Annotated in this window: 20 protein-coding genes and 1 tRNA gene; 11 read left to right on the top strand and 10 right to left on the bottom strand. The window is 66.5% G+C overall.

Going from position 1 to position 17,919, the window contains the following annotated elements; genetic code table 11:
• Window positions 1-256: 256 nt before the first annotated feature.
• From AB4Z16_RS19005 to AB4Z16_RS19030, 6 genes are all read left to right on the top strand, one after another.
• Window positions 257-331 (top strand) — tRNA-Thr (locus AB4Z16_RS19005).
• Window positions 332-814: 483 nt separating this feature from the next.
• On the top strand, window positions 815-1,102 hold the full coding sequence (locus AB4Z16_RS19010; protein ID WP_441512903.1) for a hypothetical protein: 288 nt from the start codon (window positions 815-817) through the stop codon (window positions 1,100-1,102).
• Window positions 1,103-1,202: 100 nt separating this feature from the next.
• Window positions 1,203-1,715: a hypothetical protein gene (locus AB4Z16_RS19015; RefSeq protein WP_441512904.1), complete on the top strand. Its 513-nt coding sequence runs from the start codon at window positions 1,203-1,205 to the stop codon at window positions 1,713-1,715.
• Window positions 1,716-1,853: 138 nt separating this feature from the next.
• Window positions 1,854-2,321 (top strand): hypothetical protein, encoded by a 468-nt coding sequence (locus tag AB4Z16_RS19020; protein WP_441512905.1) that lies wholly within the window; start codon window positions 1,854-1,856, stop codon window positions 2,319-2,321.
• Between the two features lie 188 nt (window positions 2,322-2,509).
• Window positions 2,510-3,379, top strand: coding sequence for an MBL fold metallo-hydrolase (locus tag AB4Z16_RS19025; protein WP_441512906.1), 870 nt, complete (start codon window positions 2,510-2,512; stop codon window positions 3,377-3,379).
• Window positions 3,380-3,528: 149 nt separating this feature from the next.
• A complete protein-coding gene (locus AB4Z16_RS19030; RefSeq protein WP_441512907.1) occupies window positions 3,529-4,302 on the top strand; it encodes an NAD kinase in 774 nt (257 codons plus the stop codon).
• Window positions 4,303-4,315: 13 nt separating this feature from the next.
• On the opposite strand, the gene AB4Z16_RS19035 is transcribed toward AB4Z16_RS19030, so the two are convergent.
• Both AB4Z16_RS19035 and AB4Z16_RS19040 read right to left on the bottom strand, forming a co-directional pair.
• Entirely contained in the window at window positions 4,316-5,530 is a 1,215-nt protein-coding gene (locus tag AB4Z16_RS19035; RefSeq protein WP_441512908.1) for a DUF2336 domain-containing protein, read from the bottom strand.
• The gene (locus AB4Z16_RS19040; protein ID WP_441512909.1) at window positions 5,527-6,591 is read right to left on the bottom strand and encodes a lytic transglycosylase domain-containing protein; all 1,065 of its coding nucleotides are present in this window, start codon (window positions 6,589-6,591) and stop codon (window positions 5,527-5,529) included. Before AB4Z16_RS19040 ends, AB4Z16_RS19035 begins: the two co-directional genes overlap by 4 nt.
• Window positions 6,592-6,751: 160 nt before the next feature.
• Between AB4Z16_RS19040 and AB4Z16_RS19045 the strand changes: the two genes are divergently transcribed.
• Genes AB4Z16_RS19045 through AB4Z16_RS19055 form a run of 3 tightly spaced genes read left to right on the top strand, consistent with a single transcriptional unit; the run spans window position 6,752 to window position 8,493 of the window.
• Window positions 6,752-7,375, top strand: a complete 624-nt coding sequence (locus AB4Z16_RS19045) for a MaoC family dehydratase (protein ID WP_441512910.1) — start codon at window positions 6,752-6,754, stop codon at window positions 7,373-7,375.
• A 4-nt stretch (window positions 7,376-7,379) separates the two neighbouring features.
• Window positions 7,380-8,258, top strand: a complete 879-nt coding sequence (locus tag AB4Z16_RS19050; protein ID WP_441512911.1) for an HpcH/HpaI aldolase/citrate lyase family protein — start codon at window positions 7,380-7,382, stop codon at window positions 8,256-8,258.
• A gap of 19 nt (window positions 8,259-8,277) precedes the next feature.
• The gene (locus AB4Z16_RS19055; protein ID WP_441512912.1) at window positions 8,278-8,493 is read left to right on the top strand and encodes a heavy-metal-associated domain-containing protein; all 216 of its coding nucleotides are present in this window, start codon (window positions 8,278-8,280) and stop codon (window positions 8,491-8,493) included.
• An 8-nt stretch (window positions 8,494-8,501) separates the two neighbouring features.
• Here the strand turns inward: AB4Z16_RS19055 and AB4Z16_RS19060 are convergent, their stop codons facing one another.
• Both AB4Z16_RS19060 and AB4Z16_RS19065 read right to left on the bottom strand, forming a co-directional pair.
• Window positions 8,502-9,110, bottom strand: coding sequence for a flavin reductase family protein (locus tag AB4Z16_RS19060; RefSeq protein ID WP_441512913.1), 609 nt, complete (start codon window positions 9,108-9,110; stop codon window positions 8,502-8,504).
• A 1-nt stretch (window position 9,111) separates the two neighbouring features.
• Window positions 9,112-9,681 carry a nitroreductase family protein gene (locus AB4Z16_RS19065; RefSeq protein ID WP_441512914.1) on the bottom strand — a complete coding sequence of 190 codons (570 nt, stop codon included), beginning with the start codon at window positions 9,679-9,681 and terminating at the stop codon, window positions 9,112-9,114.
• Window positions 9,682-9,784: 103 nt separating this feature from the next.
• Between AB4Z16_RS19065 and AB4Z16_RS19070 the strand changes: the two genes are divergently transcribed.
• Window positions 9,785-10,699, top strand: a complete 915-nt coding sequence (locus AB4Z16_RS19070; protein ID WP_441512915.1) for a hypothetical protein — start codon at window positions 9,785-9,787, stop codon at window positions 10,697-10,699.
• Window positions 10,700-10,716: 17 nt separating this feature from the next.
• On the opposite strand, the gene AB4Z16_RS19075 is transcribed toward AB4Z16_RS19070, so the two are convergent.
• The 5 genes from AB4Z16_RS19075 to thrS form a co-directional block, all read right to left on the bottom strand.
• Window positions 10,717-11,442, bottom strand: coding sequence for an SGNH/GDSL hydrolase family protein (locus tag AB4Z16_RS19075; RefSeq protein WP_441512916.1), 726 nt, complete (start codon window positions 11,440-11,442; stop codon window positions 10,717-10,719).
• 23 nt (window positions 11,443-11,465) lie between these two features.
• Window positions 11,466-12,692 carry an OpgC family protein gene (locus AB4Z16_RS19080; protein ID WP_441512917.1) on the bottom strand — a complete coding sequence of 409 codons (1,227 nt, stop codon included), beginning with the start codon at window positions 12,690-12,692 and terminating at the stop codon, window positions 11,466-11,468.
• 315 nt (window positions 12,693-13,007) lie between these two features.
• Window positions 13,008-13,628 carry a GDYXXLXY domain-containing protein gene (locus AB4Z16_RS19085; protein ID WP_441512918.1) on the bottom strand — a complete coding sequence of 207 codons (621 nt, stop codon included), beginning with the start codon at window positions 13,626-13,628 and terminating at the stop codon, window positions 13,008-13,010.
• A complete protein-coding gene (locus tag AB4Z16_RS19090; protein WP_441512919.1) occupies window positions 13,625-14,917 on the bottom strand; it encodes a DUF2157 domain-containing protein in 1,293 nt (430 codons plus the stop codon). Before AB4Z16_RS19090 ends, AB4Z16_RS19085 begins: the two co-directional genes overlap by 4 nt.
• Window positions 14,918-15,080: 163 nt before the next feature.
• Window positions 15,081-17,078, bottom strand: coding sequence for a threonine--tRNA ligase (gene thrS / locus AB4Z16_RS19095; protein ID WP_441512920.1), 1,998 nt, complete (start codon window positions 17,076-17,078; stop codon window positions 15,081-15,083).
• Between the two features lie 243 nt (window positions 17,079-17,321).
• Between thrS and AB4Z16_RS19100 the strand changes: the two genes are divergently transcribed.
• Complete coding sequence (locus AB4Z16_RS19100) at window positions 17,322-17,555, top strand: hypothetical protein (protein WP_441512921.1); 234 nt, start codon at window positions 17,322-17,324, stop codon at window positions 17,553-17,555.
• On the opposite strand, the gene yidD is transcribed toward AB4Z16_RS19100, so the two are convergent.
• A complete protein-coding gene (gene yidD, locus AB4Z16_RS19105; RefSeq protein WP_441513083.1) occupies window positions 17,518-17,865 on the bottom strand; it encodes a membrane protein insertion efficiency factor YidD in 348 nt (115 codons plus the stop codon). The genes AB4Z16_RS19100 and yidD overlap by 38 nt on opposite strands.
• Between the last annotated feature and the right edge of the window lie 54 nt (window positions 17,866-17,919).

The raw sequence follows: 17,919 nt of genomic DNA on the forward strand, positions 1-17,919 counted from the left end.
CCTTGTTGGCGCATCGGTTTTCTCCGAAAGGCGGATTGGGCTTCCTGGTCCGATGCGCGGGCCTGTCGGCCAGACGATGAGGCCAGGAAAGCGCTCGTGAAAGGGGCCCGCACGTCATTGCGAATGCATGCCGCGCGGCGGATCGGCAACAGTAGCATCGGAGATGCTTGCTCTTGCTGCCATCGGCTGGTAACCGCTACGGCACCGCCGACGCGAAAATCCCGTCGGCGGCTATCCTGGCCGCGCAGTCAGGAGCGCCGGTGTAGCACAGCGGTAGTGCAGCGGTTTTGTAAACCGAAGGTCGGGAGTTCGATCCTCTCCACCGGCACCAATGAATTCCGGAATAATTTCAAGATGTTGATGCGAGGCGCCGGATACGATCCGGCGCCTCGCTCTGACGTCCCCCGGGGCGCGCTCGGAACCGCGTCGAGATGCCCCCGTTTGGGAGCTGCGAACCTTCCACAAATCTCTTAAAATCGGCGGGTTGGAACGTGGCGCGAGGGGGCGATGTTCGAGAACGGCGAAGTTCCGGTAATCGTCGCCGCGGTCGTGCCTCACTGGTTGCTGACGGCGATCAACATCATGGGTACCCTGCTGGTGCTCGCTGCAGCCTCGTAAGCGCCCCGGCGCTTCCTTGTGCCGGTACAGCCGCAAGCCAGACGGATACGATCGCGATACATCCAGGCAAGCCGTCGCGATGGCATCGCAGCCTCGGCCGGCTCGCAGGAAGTCCGCTTCGGGATTGACATCCGCCCCGCTCCGGGAACGTGCTGACGAAGCGGGTCAGTCCGGCTCGACAGATCGGGAGGCTCCGATGAAGGCCGTCGCTCTCACGCTCGTTCTCGTGCTGAATGCAGGCGCTGCGCTGGCTCAGGCGCGCCCCTCCACCGTGACGCGCCCTTGTGCGGCCAGCCAGAGGGATGTCCAGGTGCATGGCGCGATCGTGCTGGGCACAGGCGGCTTCACCTATGACCGCTTCGTCCGGGACCGCAGCTTCTGCCAGTTCGACGAATCGCTCGATCCGGCCTGGGTGCCCAGTCGTGACCAGGAAGCCTGCTTTGTCGGCTACCGCTGCAAATCGCAGTCGCGCTGGTTCGACTGATCGCGGCCCGCCCCTGGCATACGCGGTGATCTCGATGGAACCTGCGCCGCGGGGCAACGTTCAGAGTTCGGGGTGAGTGCTGTTCTCTGGGGAGGTTCGCATGCGTCGCTCTCTGCTTCTCGCCGTACCTGTTGTGCCGTTGCTGCTGGCCTCCGGTTTCGCAGCGACCGCTCAATATCGTTTCGGAGGCGGCGGCTTCCGCGCGGGCGGGTTTCACGGCTACGGTATCGGCATGAGGCCTTATGGCGGCGCCTGGCGTGGCGGCTGGGGCTGGCATGGCGGCGGCTTCTACCCGCGCTATTTCCGGGGCGGCTACTATCCCTATCGGCGCTATGGGGGCTGGGGCGGCTATCCCTATTGGGGCGTTGCTTCCGGCCTTGCCGCAGCCGCGACCCTCGGCGCCGTGGCGGCCTATCCGGCCTATGCCTACCCGCCCTACGGTTACCCTGCCTACCCCGCCTACCCGGCCTATGAGATCGTACCTGCCGCGGACGGCGGCCAATGCAGTACGCCGGTGAGGATCTGCACGCTCTATGCACCCGCCCCGCTGGGCACAGGCTGTTCATGCCGCGTGCCCGGCGGTCACGCCCGTGGCACCGTCGTCGGCTACTGACCGCGCGGCGATGGCAGCTCGGATCGACCGGCCCATGCACAGATGGTTGGCCGACACGCGCCTTCATGGGATAGATGTTCGGTCGCGCCGCCGCCTTCAGGCGGCGTCTCCCACCAACGACGCTTGTGCGAACCCGGAATGGACGACCGGACTCATCTTCTGACACTGGCAGCACGCTGCGAGGCCTCCGGCAAGCCCGACCGGGAACTCGATGCCGATATCTATGAGGCGCTCGGATACACCGTTCGGCGCAAGCCGACGCGGCTCGCCACGCGCCGCACGCCGGCCGGCGGGATCTATCAGCACGGCTCCTTCTGGAAGACGCTCGGGGCGGTCAGCGCCGACATCGACGTCGCCGTCTCGCTCCTGCGGCAGAAGGCGCCCGGGTGGAGCTGGAGCCTGCAATGCCTGGTCGGCGACGAAGCCACGGCGTTCCAGGCCCTCGTCGCCGACTGCTCGGGCCAGGGCATGATGGGGTCGCTTGCTCTTTGCGCCGCGATGCTGCGCGCCCTCGCGCGACGCGATTCTGCGGACGGAGAGGATACCGGGGCCGCGGAAGCTGCCGCCTGCGCAACCGCGCCCACCAACCGCCTCACGGAAACTTGACCTATCGGCACATCGTCGCGGTTGAACGGTAACCTCCCCTCGCTAGTCTGCCTGCGATCTGAGGGGAGAACAGCATGCAGGATATAAGATTTTCGCGCCGGACCGCGATGGCGGGTGCAGGTGCTCTCGTCGCAGCTGCAACCCTGGACCTTCCAGGGCTCGGTCTGGCCCAAGCGCAAGGAGCTCCCGTGAATCAAGCCCCCGGTTTCTATCGCTACAAGGTCGGCGACATCACGCTGACCGCGATCAACGACGGCTTCGCCCAGCGCCCGCTGGAAGGGTTCGTTCGCAATGCGGAGCTCGGCGACGTCAAGAAAGCGATGGAGCAGGCCTTCCTGCCGCAGGACGCGCTGAACATCACCTTCACCACGCTCGCCATCCAGAGTGGCGGCAAGCTCACGCTGATCGACACCGGCAACGGCAATTCCGGCGCCCCGACTTCCGGGACCTGGATGAAGAATTTCAAGGCAGCGGGCTTCGATGCGAAGGACGTCTCGACCGTGGTGTTCAGCCATTTCCATGGCGATCACATCAACGGTTTCCGGCTCAAGGACGGCACGGCCGTCTTCCCGAATGCGGAAGTCATGGTGCCAGCCGCCGAATGGGCCTTTTGGATGGACGACGCCAAGATGAGCGCGGCACCCGAGGCCATGAAGGGCGCCTTTGCCGGCGTCCGACGCGTCTTCGGCCCGGTAGCCAAGGACGTGAAGCAGTTCGAGCCGGGCAAGGAGATCCTGCCGGGGCTGACCCCGATCGCTGCCCCCGGCCACACCCCCGGCCACACCGTCTTCGCCCTCACTTCGGGCAACGGCAAGCTGATGATCATGTCGGACACGACCAATCATCCGGCGCTCTTCGTGCGCAACCCCGATTGGTCGGCCGTCTTCGACATGGATGGCCCACAGGCTGCCGCTACGCGACGCAAGCTGCTCGACATGGTCTCGGCCGATCGGATGCAGGTCGCCTTCTATCACGCACCGTTTCCGGCCGTCGGACACATCGCGAAGGACGGCAATGGCTTCGAGATGGTCCCGGTCCAGTGGACCCCGGCGATCTGAGCCCCGTTTCGCCGCTTCTCTTCGAGGCCGGGCGCGCAGCCCGGCCTTTTCATGACGGCGACTTTGTTGTCGCGCCCGCCTCGCGACTTGCCCCCCGGTCGTGTTAAGCCTGCGCCGATGCCGCAGGGCCTGCCCCTTCAGGACACGCAATGAACGACCGATTCGGGGCGATCTCCTTCGTCGCCAATGATACGCCTGAAGCGCAGGCGGCGCTGGAGAAGCTGGTCGAGCGCTATGGCGACGCCAATCCGGCGGAAGCGGATGTCGTGGTCGCGCTCGGCGGCGACGGGCTGATGCTGCAGACGCTCCACCGCTTTCTCGGGACCGGCAAACCGATCTACGGGATGAATCGCGGCTCGGTCGGCTTTCTGATGAACGAGTTCAAGGAACGCGGCCTGCGAAAGCGGCTGGAGGCCGCCCAGCGCAGCATCGTGCACCCGCTCTCGATGCAGGCCATCGACCGCAACGGAGCGACGGTGCAGGCCAAGGCCATCAACGAGGTTTCGCTGCTGCGCCGCTCCTACCAGGCCGCGAAGCTTAGGATTTCGGTCGATGGGCAGGTGCGGCTGTCGGAGTTGATCGCCGACGGGCTGCTGCTCGCGACGCCTGCCGGCTCCACGGCATATAATCTCTCGGCCAACGGGCCGATCCTGCCGCTCGATGCGCCGCTCCTGGCGCTGACGCCGATCTCGGCCTTTCGTCCCCGTCGCTGGCGCGGCGCGCTGCTGCCGGACCATGCCAAAGTTTTCATAGAAGTTCTGGAAGCGGATAAGCGCCCGGTCAGCGCCGTCGCCGATCACACCCAGATCGACGAGGTCAGCTCCGTTTCGATCGAGATCGACCGCACGGTCGATCTCGTCATGATGCATGATCCCGGCCACAGCCTGGACGAACGCATCCTGCGCGAGCAGTTCGGGTACTAGCCCGCGCCCGGCCTCAGGCCGCGTCGCGGAGATCGGCCGCTTCGAGCTCGACCAGGAAGGCCGGATCGGCTTCGATCAGCAGGGCAAGCGCCGCATCGTCCGCGAACGAATCCGCCAGAGCCTTCGCCTCGTCGCGGGCGGCTTCGGCATCCATGCGTCGCAGCAGCGCCATGAGCGCGTCGGCTTCCGAACCTTCCATCGCCTCGCAGACGATCAGGACGTCGCGCAACAGGTCGCGGTCGATGCCGTGCCGCGCACCGCCAACGTCGAAGCCGCGGGCATTGAGCGCCAGGATTGCGGCCGTGAAGGCCGGTTCCAGCGCGGCCGGCAGTCCGGCCTTGCGGCACAGCGCCTTGAGCCCGGCACCACGCCTGTCCCGCAGCAAGGCCGCGACCCGCGCAGCCGGCAAATCGGAAAGCGACACGAAGGCGGCCTCCGCCAACGCCGGCTCGCCGCTCAGAAGGGAACGCAGCATCAGGCCCGGCGTCAGCCGCCCGGTCGCGCGCAAGACCTCGACGATTGCCGGTGCATCCGTCGCCTCGCCTCCCGCCGCCAGCGCCACGGCGACGCGCTCGGTGGCCTCGCGGGCGAGGCGGGCGCTGCGCTCGGCCGTCAGCCAACCGCAACCGGTGACGAAGCTTGCAAGCGTATCCGACACCCGTGCAGCGATGACCTGACGTAGTCCAGCGGGCAGGTCCCCCCGCTCCAGGAGCGCCTCGCGCAGCGCACCGCTGTCGCCGCAGCGCTGGACCATGCGTTCGAACGAGAAGTCGGGAATTTCCGCGGTGCGATTGCCCGCAAGCGTGATCAGCGCCTCTTCGCAACCGACCTCCGCCAATGCCGCGCAGACGCTGACCGGCAGGCAGCGACGCCCCGCAATGGCGCGCTGTGCCAGCGTGTCGCCGACCGCTGCCGCATCGACCAGATCGGCCTCAGTCAGCACCGGCGAATGCGCCAGGACCAGCGCCGCCACATCGCTCTGATCCGCGATCAGGCCGAGCGCGAGGTTGCGCGGCGTACGCATCGAGGGCGCCATTTCCTCGGCGATCGCCCGTCGAACCAGCGGCGACGGGTCGTCGATCAGCGCGATCAACGCCGTTTCAGCCTCGCGGCGGTCCTCATCCGACATGCCGGAACGGAGATAGGCGCCCGCAAGCGCGGCGGCGCCCGAGGCACGCGCTTCGGCCGGTGCGGTCCGGGCCCAGAGCAGGAAACGGCGAACAATCATGCTCCCCCCCGCTGGATCATGAAGGACGACAGGTCGAGCGGGCCACGACGCGCTTTCCCCACCGTCTGCGACACTGCAGCCGTGGTCGGGGACAGGTCGCTCGGCCGCGACGGCGGCAACGGCGCGTTGACCATCTTGCCGGGATCGACAGCCGCAGCGCTACCGGTCGAGGCGCTCGCATCCGACGCCGACGTCGCACCGGGGCGTGGGAAATAGCGCTCCCCGCCATCGAGCGAAGCCAAGCGCGTGCCGCCTCGGCTCGGCGTCGTCCAGAGATTTGCGACGGCCTTCGAGACAGGATCGCGCGAACCATTGGTGGAGAACAGGCCGACGAGCCCCTTCGCGCGGCCCTCGCGCAAGCCGACGGCGATCTCGGCCTGCGGAATATCGCCCTGCCCTGCCTGCGCGTTCTGCGTGACATTGGCCGCGACCTGGGTGCTGGCATGGCTCGCCGCCAGCACGCCATAGACCTCCTGGACGCTGCGGGCCTGGCCCGCCTTGTCGTAGAAGATCGACCGGTTGGCCGCTGCGGCCTCCGGAAAGTCGCGCGCCGCGACACGGTTGGGATCGCTGGCCGCCGCCTTGATCAGGTCGGAAGCGCCGCGCGCACCGAGCACATGCGCCATATAGAGCTCGCCGGCCTGCGGCTGCCTCCCGAGGGCGCCGGCAAGCTGGTCGCGATTCTTCTGCGTCAGCGCGCCGGCCATCAGCGCGGCAACCTGCGGATCATTGCGCAATTGCAGGATCTTCTCGCGCGCGGAAGGGTCGGCGACCGTCAGGCGCCCGCCGCTCTCGGAGATCGCATCGGCATATTGCGAGAGGCCCTGCTTCGGCCCCTCCTGCTTCACCATGGACAGCCAGGTCTGCTCGATGAACTGGAAAAGCCCGGTCGCGCTCGACGTCTTGGCCTTGGCGTCCGGCTCCAGCGAAGATTCGCGCTGCGCCGTCTTGAGCAGGTAGTCGAAGCCCGCACCTGTCCGCTCCGCGCCTTGACGGATGGCGCTGACGACCGGATTGGCTGGCTGCGCGTCGCGGGTCTGCGGCGTGGTGAACAGGAACATCTCGAGCCTTCGGCATGCGGCTTCCACGCACTGCGGAAAGCGCAATCAAAACAATGCTCCATTATGGTAAGCGAACCGTTAAGGCCCCTCCCCGAAGCTTAACGCCGCGCTTTCCGCTTCCCTCCCGGCGGATGGCATTCTACGACTTCTCGTGCCGGCTATGGCACCGGATCGAAAACTGGGCTCCAGTTTTCGATCCGATGCCAAACAAGGAGATAGATTGCCCCCGCGCCCGATAGGACGCCTGGCAATCTGGCCGGCGGGCGATGCGAAGGCGGAGGCGTCGATGACGGATGTGGTGCGTCACAAGCGCGGCGGTATCTATTTCGAGGATTTTCAGGTCGGTGCAGTGATCGAGCACGGCTTGACCCGAACCGTCACGCAGATGGACAACATGTTGTTCTCCAACATGACGCTCAACCCGCAACCGCTTCATATCGATGCACATTTCTGCGCGACCGAGACGGAATGGGGCAAGCCGCTGATGAACTCGCTCTTCACGCTCGGGCTAATGATCGGCATTTCCGTCAACGACACCACCGTCGGCACCACCATCGGCAATCTCGGCATGACCGACGTCGTCTTCCCCGCCCCGCTCTTCGAGGGCGACACCGTGAACTGCACCACCGAAATCGTCGCCAAGCGCGAGTCGCGCTCGCGGCCCGATGCCGGAATCGTCGACTTCCTGCACAAGGCGTACAAGCAGGACGGCACGCTCGTCGCCCAGTGCCGGCGCCAGGCCTTCATGCGCAAGCGCCCCGCCCCGGCCACGATCGCGGTCTGACGGCATGCGCTCGCTCCTGTTCGTGCCGGGCGACAGCCCGAAGAAGCAGCAGAAGGGCCTGGATAGCGGCGCCGACGCGCTGATCCTCGACCTGGAAGACTCCGTCGCACTCGATGCCAAGCCGCAGGCGCGCGAGATCACCCGCGCCTTCCTGGATGCCACCCGCCCGTTGCCGGCGCGCCCGCTGCTAATCGTGCGCATCAACGGTCTTACGACGGGCATGAGCGATGCCGATCTCGACACCGTCATGCCCGGTGCGCCGGACGCGATCATGCTGCCGAAATCCGAAGGCGGCGCCGATGTCGGCCACCTCGCCGCCAAGATCGCCGTGCGCGAGGCGGAGTCGGACCTGCCCGACGGCACCACGCGGATTGTGCCCATCGCCACCGAGAACGCCAAGGGCATCTTCGGGCTCGGCAGCTATAGCCGCTCCTCGCACCGGCTGATGGCGCTGACCTGGGGAGCCGAGGACCTGTCGGCCGATCTCGGCGCGGAGACCAATCGGCTGGAGGATGGCTCTTACACCGATCCGTATCGCCTTGCCCGCTCGCTCACCCTGTTCGGGGCGACGGCTGCGCAGGTCGAGGCGATCGACACCGTCTTTACCAATTTCCGCGACGAAGTCGCCTTCCGCGCCGAATGCCTCGCGGCGCGGCGCGACGGCTTCACCGGCAAGATGGCGATCCATCCCGCGCAGGTCGCGCCGATCAACGAGATCTTTTCACCCTCGCCGGCCGCTCTCGCCAAAGCGGAGCAGATCGTCGCGCTATTCGCGGCCAATCCCGGTGCCGGCGTCATCGGCCTCGATGGCGAAATGCTCGATCGTCCCCATCTGGTCAGGGCGCAACGGCTTCTCGCACGCGCTCAGAAACTGGCTGAATGATCGACCGGAGGTGATTCGGATGACTCAGGTTTTTGCGATTTCGGGCATGCATTGCGGCGGCTGCGCCTCGCGCGTCCAGCAGGCGGCCACGGCTCTCGCTCCAGGCGCGAAAGTGACGCTCGACCCGCCTCAACTGACCTTGCCGGATGGCGTCACCCTCGACGCCGAGGCGATCAATCGCGCCCTCGCCCAACTCGGCGACTATCGCGCCCAGGGGCCGCTGGCCGAGGGCTGAGGCTTCGCTCATCCGCCCGCCGGCCGCTGGATCGAGAACAGGCTCGTCACCTCGGCATAATCGGCATAACCGCAGCGCGCGATCGGATTGGCGCCGGCCGTGTCGAAGCGCCCGTTCTTGACGAAGGCATCGTCGATGAAGGTGCCGACGACCTGCCCCAGCACCATCCAGCGCGGCACGGCGTTGCCGTCGAGATCATGAAGCTGCTGGATCGACAGCAGCTTGCATTCGAGCGCAGCCGGCGTGCCTGCCACGCGCGGCGGCTTGACGAAGCGCGACGGCGCCATCTCGAGCCCGGCATGAACATACTCGCTTTCGCCGCGCGGCAGCGGCGCCGAGGTCAGGTTCATCGGGTGGGCCAAGGCCTTCGTCACCAGTGAGCAGGTGAACTCACCGGTCTCCTCGATGAAGGAGACCGCATCCTTTTTGGCCTCCGAAGAGAACATCACGATGTTGGGCCGCGACGAGATGGCGTTGAAGAAACTGTAGGGCGAGAGATTGACCTCGCCCTTCGCGCTCAGCGCCGTGATCCAGCCGATCGGCCTCGGCGCCACGATCGCCTTGAACGGGTCGTAAGCGAGGCCGAGATCGTCCTTCGTCGCGGAATAATAAGTCACGTCAGGCTCCGTAATAGCTGACGATGTCAGCCATCACCGGGCGGTCTCGATCGGTGATCGGTGCGGTCGGCGTGCCGAGATGGATGAAGCCGGCCATCCGCTCGTCTTCGGCGAGCCCGAACGCGGTCATCACCTCGCGGTCGAAGGAGAACCAGTTCGTCAGCCAGGAGCCGCCATAGCCCATGGCGTAGGCGGCCACGAGCATGTTCATGCAGACGGCGCCTGCCGAAAGCTCCTGCTCCCAGAGCGGGATCTTGACGTGCGCCCGCGCCCGCGAGACCACCGCCACGATGACGGGTGCATGCAGCAGCCGCTTGCGCTCGAACGCGACTTGATCGTCGCTCGCCTGCGGATTCTTCTCGCGATAGATCCGCGCGACCTGCTCGGCCGCCTCCTCGCGCGCCGCGCCGGCGAAGATGATGAAGCGCCAGGGCGTCAGCTTGCCGTGGTCCGGCACGCGCGCAGCGATCGCGAGCAATTCGTCGAGCTCGGCGCCCTGCGGCCCCGGAGCGGAGAGGAACTGCGGCGGCACAGAGCGACGCAGCTTGAGCAGAGAGAGCGTATCGGTCATGAAACATCCGGATGGTGGCGATGGAATTGACCTATTCCTTCGCCATGATGAGGACAAGCGCGCCTGCTCATACATGGCCGCAGGGGCGCCAAGGACGGAAATCATGTTTGAATTGGATGGTTTTGAAGCTGGCCGCCGCCTCGCCGGCGTCGTCTTCGCCGTGGCCGTCCTCCTCTCGCCGGCTTCGGCCTCGGCCCAGGCCACGACGCCCGACACCGGCCCTGGTGCGGACGCCCAGGCTCCCGCGGCCCCCGGCGCTCTCAGCGCGCAGGCCAGGCTCAGCGTCTCCGCGCAGTTCGCGAACGATCGCAGGCCGATCAAGTCCGGGTTGAACTGGCGCATCCTCGGCGAAACCGTGGACGGGTCGGCCCCGAAAATCATCGCGCGCTCCTCCGAGTCCGAGCCCAGCTTCTCGCTGCCGCCGGGCAACTACATCATCCACGCCGCCTATGGCTTCGCCAGCGGCACAAAGCGCGTCAGCCTGGGTGCGCAGGGGCTGCGCGATCAGGTGCAGATCAGCGCCGGCGCGCTCTCGCTGGCGGGCTCGATCGGCGATGCGCCGATCCCGGCCGGGCAGCTCACCTTCTCGGTGTTCGTACCCTTGCAGGGAAACTCGGAAGGGCGGCTCATCACCAGCGGCGCCAAGGCCGGCGAGATCATCCGCCTGCCCGAGGGCACCTATCACGTCGTCTCCACCTACGGCGATTCCAACGCCATCCAGCGCGCCGACGTGAAGGTCGAGACCGGCAAGGTCACCGAAGCGACGCTGCATCACCGTGCCGCCAAGGTCACCCTGAAGCTCGTCGCCAGTGCCGGAGGCGAGGCCTTCGCCGGCACCGCCTTCAGCGTGCTGACGCCGGGCGGCGACGTCATCCGCGAGGCGATCGGCGCCTTCCCGCAGGTTATCCTGGCCGAGGGCGACTATGTCCTGATCGCCCGGCAGGAGGGGCAGGTCTACTCGCGCGACTTCAAGGTCGAGTCGGGCTCCGACCGCGATATCGAGGTTCTCGCGAAATAGTCGCCCCCCAACGGCGCTCAGTTCACCGGCTTCGTCTCGCGGCCTGCCGTCTCGATCCGGACATTGCCGATGCCGGAGACGATCCCGTCGGCGAGGCGCAGGCCCAGGCAGCGATAGCCGGCATCGACCAGATGCAACCCGTCCATGCCGACCAGCTCCTCCGGCGTGAATTGGCGCGAATTCGACCAGCCCTTCATCAACGCGTAGCGCGGGAAGAGCGAGATGCCCTGCTCCTGGGCCGTCCTCATCAGGACGGCGCGATAATCGTCGTAATGCGGATAGCGCCCCTCGCGCGGCAGCCAGGGCAGATCCATCAGCACCATGTCGATCCCGGCGGCGCGCGCCTTGCCGATGCCCTTGTTCAGGATCTTGGCGAGCTTCTCCTCGCCGATATCGCGTATCGCATCGTTGATGACGGTCTGCCAGATCACGATCGCAGGCTTCTCGTCGATGACATCCGCCTGCATGCGCAGCAGCATGTCATAGGCCGACTGGCCGCCGACGCCCTTATTGACGACGTTGACCTCGGCACCGGGCAGGCGGCGTCTGAGCTCGGTCTGGAGCACCGACGGATAGCTCTTGTCCTCGGCGCTGGCTCCGGAACCGGCCGTAGCGGACGAACCGAGCGCCACGATCGTCAGCTTGCCGGTTTCCTGCAGGGCCTTGCGCGCGGCTGGCAGAGTCGGCTGGAAGGCAGCCTTGGTCGCATCCGCACGGCAACGCGTGTCGGCTGGCACCGGCATCGGCGCCGCAAAGGAGGACGAATTCAGGGCGAAGACAAGGAGGGCCGCGGCGCCTGCGCGCCACGGGCCGGGACAGGTTCGGCGCTTGCGCCGCGTTTCGTGACCGAGTGGTACCACGACAGGAAAATCCCTAACCCTGTCAAAATACTAATGCCCGCAGTGCAAATCAGCAACTGAACGCTGAGTGCGAAGGATGTTTCCGCCAGAACGATCTGGCCGATGATCGAGAGCACGATCCCGACGCAGAACACATGCAGCGAATTCTGCCCCGCCGAAGCCAGCGCGCGGCCGAGCGCAGGCTTCGCCATCGCCGCACCGGAAGGCAGCCAGCGGATCGCCAGCCAGGCGAGCGCCCCGATATGCATCAGCCGCGTCCAGGCCAGATTGGTCTTGTCGGAGCCAAGCTGGACGGAATCGAACCAGTCATTCAACGCGCCGATGCCCGTCGGGTTGCCGGTCGATATCTTCACCGCCCAGGCGAAGACGAGAAACGCGACGGCGGCCACGTCGAGCCACAGCAACCGCGGCGCGGCGACGCCGAGCTGCGCCGCCCGGCCGATGATGATCCCCACCGTGAAGACGACCTGCCAGGCGAAGGGGTTGAAGAACCAGACGCCGGCACCGCCGTTCGGCAGGTTGAGTTCTAAGGCGACCGCGGCCTGCCAGATCGCCAGCGAGATGGCGAGCGTCAGCAGCGGGCTGATCCGCACCGCATAGTAGATCGCCGGGAACAGGGCGAGCAGCACGATGTAGAGCGGCAGGATGTCGAGATAGGAAGGCTGATAGGTCAAGGTCAGCGCGCCGATCAGCGCCTCGCCCGTATCGCGGAAGAAGGGCTGGATATTGATCGTCTCGATATAGAGCGGGTTCTGCGTCTGCGTGACCGCGGTGGCGACGACCCCGCAGACGAGCACGAACACCGCGATATGCGCGATGTAGAGCGTCCAGATTCGCCCGCCGAGCTTGAGCGCTGCGAGGGAGAGGCCGCGCTTCTCGATCACCCCGCCATAGGCCAGGGCCGCCGAGACGCCGGCCAGCAGGACGAAGATGTCGGCGGCGTCGGAGAAGCCGTAGCTGTGCGGCATATAGGCCGACACCACGTTTCCCGGCATGTGGTTGATGAAGATGATCAGCAGCGCCAGTCCGCGCACCACGTCGATCCGCGCATCCCTCCCGCCGGCAGGGCGCGCCATGCCGTCAGCCGGCTGGCCGAGAAGCAGGAAGCGACTGAAGGAGGGGATGGACGACACGGGGCTGTCCTTCAGCAGCGAGGAGAGGCTCGGGCGGAACGCGGGTAACTGGTCGCGGTTCCCCGCGGGCGGGCCTTCACATGAACATTCCCTGTCGAGTCTGTTCATCTGGCGTTCATATAACTGAAGAGGAGTCGCGTCACGCGGCGCGTTGTCACAAGCGCGTGTGGCGACCATTCTGCCGCTTTGCGGCGGAGGTGAGACGCGTGGCATACAAGCGTCCGACGACACGGCAACGTGATCCGCTCGTTCGCCGGCTCTTTCAGACCGTCACTTGAATCGGCCACAACCGCTGATTGGCGGTCCGCACGCCCGTCAGTAGGGCGGCTCCTGATAGACCTGCTTGCCGTCGATCAGCAGGCGCTTGATCGCCGCCTCGCCCGACGGCGACACGGCCGCGACGACCTCGATGCGAGCCTTTTCGGTGGTCTCGATCGCCTTGCCCTCGCCCTGCGGCACGAAGTAGCTCTCTAGCCCATAGGCGATGCGCAGGCGGCTGCCGTTTCGGCTGCAATCGGTCTCGCCATTGGCATTGATCGCGCAGCCTCCGATCGACGTCACGCGCCCGGCGATCACCACCGCTTCGCCGCTGCCTTTCGGCCATTCGCGCGAAACGCCGAGCGCACGCGCGAAGCCTTGCTCGTCGCGGCCGAGCGTGACGAACACGCTTTCCCCGCGCTGATAGGGCCGCGCGCCCTCCGGCCCCGTCTCGACCATGCTGATCGGATAGGCGAGCACGACATAATCGCCGCGGAAGAGATCGCGCGGATCGACAGGCACCGTTTTCAGCCGGATCTCCGCCCCGTTGCGGAGGATGCGCGCCCGCTGTTCCACCAGCGCCAGCAGGGCGAGCCCGAGCAGCAGCGCGGCGGCGACGGCCCGCCAGAGCAGCGGCACTTTCGCGGCGATCGCATCGGCCGAGAACGGGCGCATCATGCGGCCTCCGCCTCGGCAGGCGGGTTCAGCCGCGCGAACAGGCGGCGGGCACCGGAAGCAACCGCCAGCAGCGCCGCCCCCGCGACGAGAAAGAACAGCGACTGGTCCAGCAGCGTGCCGATCGTCTGCCAGAGCAGGATCAGGATCGTGATGCCGAACAGGATGGAGCCCGCCATCACGAGCCGACGAATGCCGCCCGCGGCTCCGGCGACCATGAGGGCCGTCGCCGCCAGAAGGATGAGGCTCGCCACCACGATCTTGCCGGGCATGCCGGTCGCAATGCCGCTCCAGAACACCGCCGGGACCAGCAGCGCCAGCGCCAGCGCAGCCGCCAGTGGCCAGGTGAAGCGCCGGTCGCGGGCCGTCACACCGGCCAGGAGCGCGAGCGGGACGGCAACGGCATAGGCATAGAACACGAAGAGGAAGGCATGGCCGGCGCGGGCCTCGTCATTGTCGAGGATGCGGATCAGCTCGGCGTTGAGAACGACCACGAGTCCGAACAGGCCCCATGGCAGGCAGGCCGTCAGCAGGCCTGGACCGCCCCGGTCGAGCGCAATCGCGCCCAGCGCGACGTAAGCGGCCGAGACGGCCAGGCCATAGGCCAGCAATCCATAATCGAACCGCAAGAACAGCCAGTAGCCGGGCGCCATGCCGATCCAGAACGCACCGGCGAGCACGGCAAGATGCTGGATCAGCCGATTGTTGCGCGACAGCGCCAGCCAGAGCGCCGGCAGATAGAGGATGAAGAATTCGAAATGGGCGCCGCCGCGCGCCTCCTCCCAGCGCCCGAAGCTCCAGGCACAGATGGCGACGAAAGCGATGGCGAGAGCTCCGCTCGACCGCATCAGGAAGGCGGCCGCCAGCGCCCCGAGCGCGACCAGAACGGCCCCACCGGCCCAATCCGCAGGCAGATGGTACATCTGCCCGACGAGCGCGACCCCGGCGCCGAAGATCAGCACGCCGCAGGTCACGGCCGCATCGCTCCCGCGGGCCGAGCCGCCGCGCTCCAGCCGGAAGGCCAGCGCGAAGCAGACCGCGATGCTCGCGAGGATCATGCCGAGCTTGGTGAGGCGCGGAATCGCCTCCCAGTTTGCCGCGATGAAGGCGGCGACGCTCGACGCGATCAGCAACCCGCCAAGCAAGCCGAGCAGTGCCGGCAGGCCGAAGCCGCCATGCTCTCGGGCAACGGAGCGACGGATCGCACCGGCGCTCTCCGCACTGAGCAGCCCGCCATCGACCCAGCGGATGAGATCGGCCTCGAGCCGCTTGCGATAGGAACCCGTCAGCATCGCCGGCAATCTGGCATGGACGCAGCGGCTTTTGCTAGGGGTGCGCTCCAACGACCGTCATTCTCGGGCGAAGCAAGGCTTCGGCCCGAGAATCGCTCAGAGGGTGCGAGCCTCTCTTGCCCGAGATGCCCGAGGTCAAGCCCGGGCATGACGGGGGGACAGGTCACGCCGCCTTAGCTGACTTCCTCCGCGCGAGGTCCGGCGCCGACGCCTCCTGCACCAGCGCGGCGAGCGCTTCCGACAGCGGCATCACCGTCTGCGCCTGGCTGCCGAGGCGGCGGACCGTCACGGTCTTCTCCTCGGCCTCGCGCCTGCCGACGGCGATGATGACCGGGACCTTCGCCAGCGAATGCTCGCGCACCTTGTACGAGATCTTCTCGTTGCGCAGATCGGCGCGGGCGCGCAGCCCCGCGCCCATCAGAGCCATCGTAACCTCCTCGGCATAGCCGTCGGCATCCGATGTGATCGGCGCGACGATGACCTGCTCCGGCGCCAGCCACAGCGGGAAATGCCCGGCATGGTGCTCGATCAGGATGCCGGTGAAGCGTTCCAGCGAGCCGCAGATCGCGCGATGGACCATGACCGGCTGCTTCTTCTCGCCGTCGGCACCGATATAGAAGGCGCCGAAACGCTCTGGCAGGTTGAAGTCGACCTGCGTCGTGCCGCACTGCCAGTCGCGGCCGATGGCATCGCGCAGCACATATTCGAACTTCGGCCCGTAGAAGGCGCCCTCGCCCGGACTGATCTCGGTCTTGATCCGGTTGCCGGATTGCTTTGCGATCTGCTCCAGCACCCTGCCCATCACCTCCTCGGCATGGTCCCAAACCGCGTCGGAGCCGACGCGCTTCTCCGGCCGGGTCGAGAGCTTGATGACGAGGTCGTCAGTGAAGCCGAAATCTTCGTAGACCGAGAGGATCAGGTCGTTGATCTTCATGCACTCGGCCGCAAGCTGCTCCTCGGTGCAGAAGATATGCGCGTCGTCCTGCGTGAAGCCGCGCACGCGCATCAGCCCATGCAGCGCGCCTGATGGCTCGTAGCGATGGACATTGCCGAATTCGGCAAGCCGGATCGGCAGGTCGCGGTAGCTCTTCAGCCCGTGTTTGAAGATCTGGACGTGGCCGGGGCAGTTCATCGGCTTCAGTGCGAAGACGCGGTGGTCGCGCTCGGCATCGGCCGGGTTCTCGAAGGCCGCAGCCGATTTCACCGCGAACATGTTGTCCTGGTACCAGCCCCAGTGGCCGGAGGTCTCCCAGAGCGACTTGTCGAGGATCTGCGGCGCGTTCACCTCCTCATAGTCGGCGGCGAGACGCCGGCGCATATAGGCGATGATCTCCTGGAAGAGCCGCCAGCCCTTGGAGTGCCAGAACACGACGCCCGGCCCCTCCTCCTGGAAGTGGAACAGGTCCATCTCCCGGCCGAGCTTGCGGTGGTCGCGCTTCTCGGCCTCCTCAAGCTGCTTGAGATAGGCGTCGAGTTCTTCCTGCTTGGCGAAGGCGGTGCCGTAGATACGGGTCAGCATCGCGTTGTTGCTGTCGCCGCGCCAATAGGCTCCGGCCGTCTTCATCAGCTTGAACGCGTTGCCGACCTTGCCGACCGAGGTCATGTGCGGGCCGCGGCACAGGTCGATCCAGTCGCCCTGCGCATACATCTTCAGGGTCTGGTCCGCCGGAATGGCATCGACCAGTTCGACCTTGTAGGCCTCCCCCTTCTGGGCGAAGAAATCCTTGGCCTTGTCGCGGCTCCAGACTTCCTTGGTGAAGGGTTTGTCGCGCGCGATGATCTCGCGCATCTTCTTCTCGATCGCCGGGAAGTCCTCCGGGGTGAAGGGCTCGTTGCGGGCGAAATCGTAGAAGAAGCCGTTCTCGATGACGGGGCCGATCGTCACCTGCGTGCCGGGGAAAAGCTCCTGCACGGCTTCGGCGAGCACGTGCGCGGTGTCGTGCCGGATCAGCTCGAGCGAACGCGGGTCTTCCCGGTTCAGGAACTCGATCTTCGCGTCGCGCTCGATCGGGTCGGCGAGATCGACGACCGTGCCGTCGAGCGTCATCGCGACGGTGCGCTTCAGGAGAGAGGGGGAAATGCCCTTGGCGATATCAACCCCGGTGATGCCGGAGGGAAACTCGCGCTTGGCGCCGTCGGGAAATGTCAGGGAGATCGTCATCGATCGCGCTCCTGCTCACTCGGGGATACGAACCCCGTAAGTCAAGGCCGGCTGCCTGTCGGAATAGCGCGCGAGCCCGCAGCCGGTTCGGCGCGCGCGAGAGGCCCTCGCCTATACGACGGGGCGACAGCGCGCAATCACGGAGACCGCGAGCTCGCCGATTTGTCATGCGATGGTCAGCCGCCCGCAAACATGCTGCAATCAGGCTCGAGGCTCCTGAACCCCATCCGGAAAGAACCGCCCATGATCCGCATCGCGCTCGCCGCTCTCCTGCTTGCCGTTTCGGTCCCGGCCCTCGCTCAGGGTCAGGCTGCGGTGCGCGCTGCCTGCCAGGCGGATTTCGAAAAGAACTGCCCCGGCATCAGGCCCGGCGGCGGCCGCCTGCTCGCCTGCATGCGCGGGAAGGAGGCTTCTTTCTCGGATGGCTGCAAGGACGCGCTCAAGGCTGGCCAGGCCCAGCGCCAGGGGAAGTCGTAGGGCCCGGCGAGGCGAGCCTCTCCGTTTCAGGCACATAGGTGCCGCGCCAGCGCCCGTACCGCCACGGTCGATACCAGTTTGCATCCGCGGGTAGCTGCTCGCAGACGATATCGACGCCGCTCGTTCCCCACGGGTTGCAGCGACAAATCCGCGCAACGCCTACCCAGCCGCCGCGCCACAAGCCGAAGCGCTGGATCGCCTCGTCGGTATAGGCGGAGCAGCTCGGCCAATGCCGGCAATGGCGCCCGACCAGCATGGAAAGACTGAGCTGATAGCCGCGTATTGCGAAATGTGCAGAACGGCGCGGCAAAAGCGTAAGCCTTCGCAAGCGCGAAAATCTTTGCTTAACAAAGAGACGCTGGAA

The organism is Allobosea sp. TAF32 (genome assembly GCF_052113585.1).
In the GTDB taxonomy this organism is placed as follows: Bacteria; Pseudomonadota; Alphaproteobacteria; order Rhizobiales; family Beijerinckiaceae; genus Allobosea.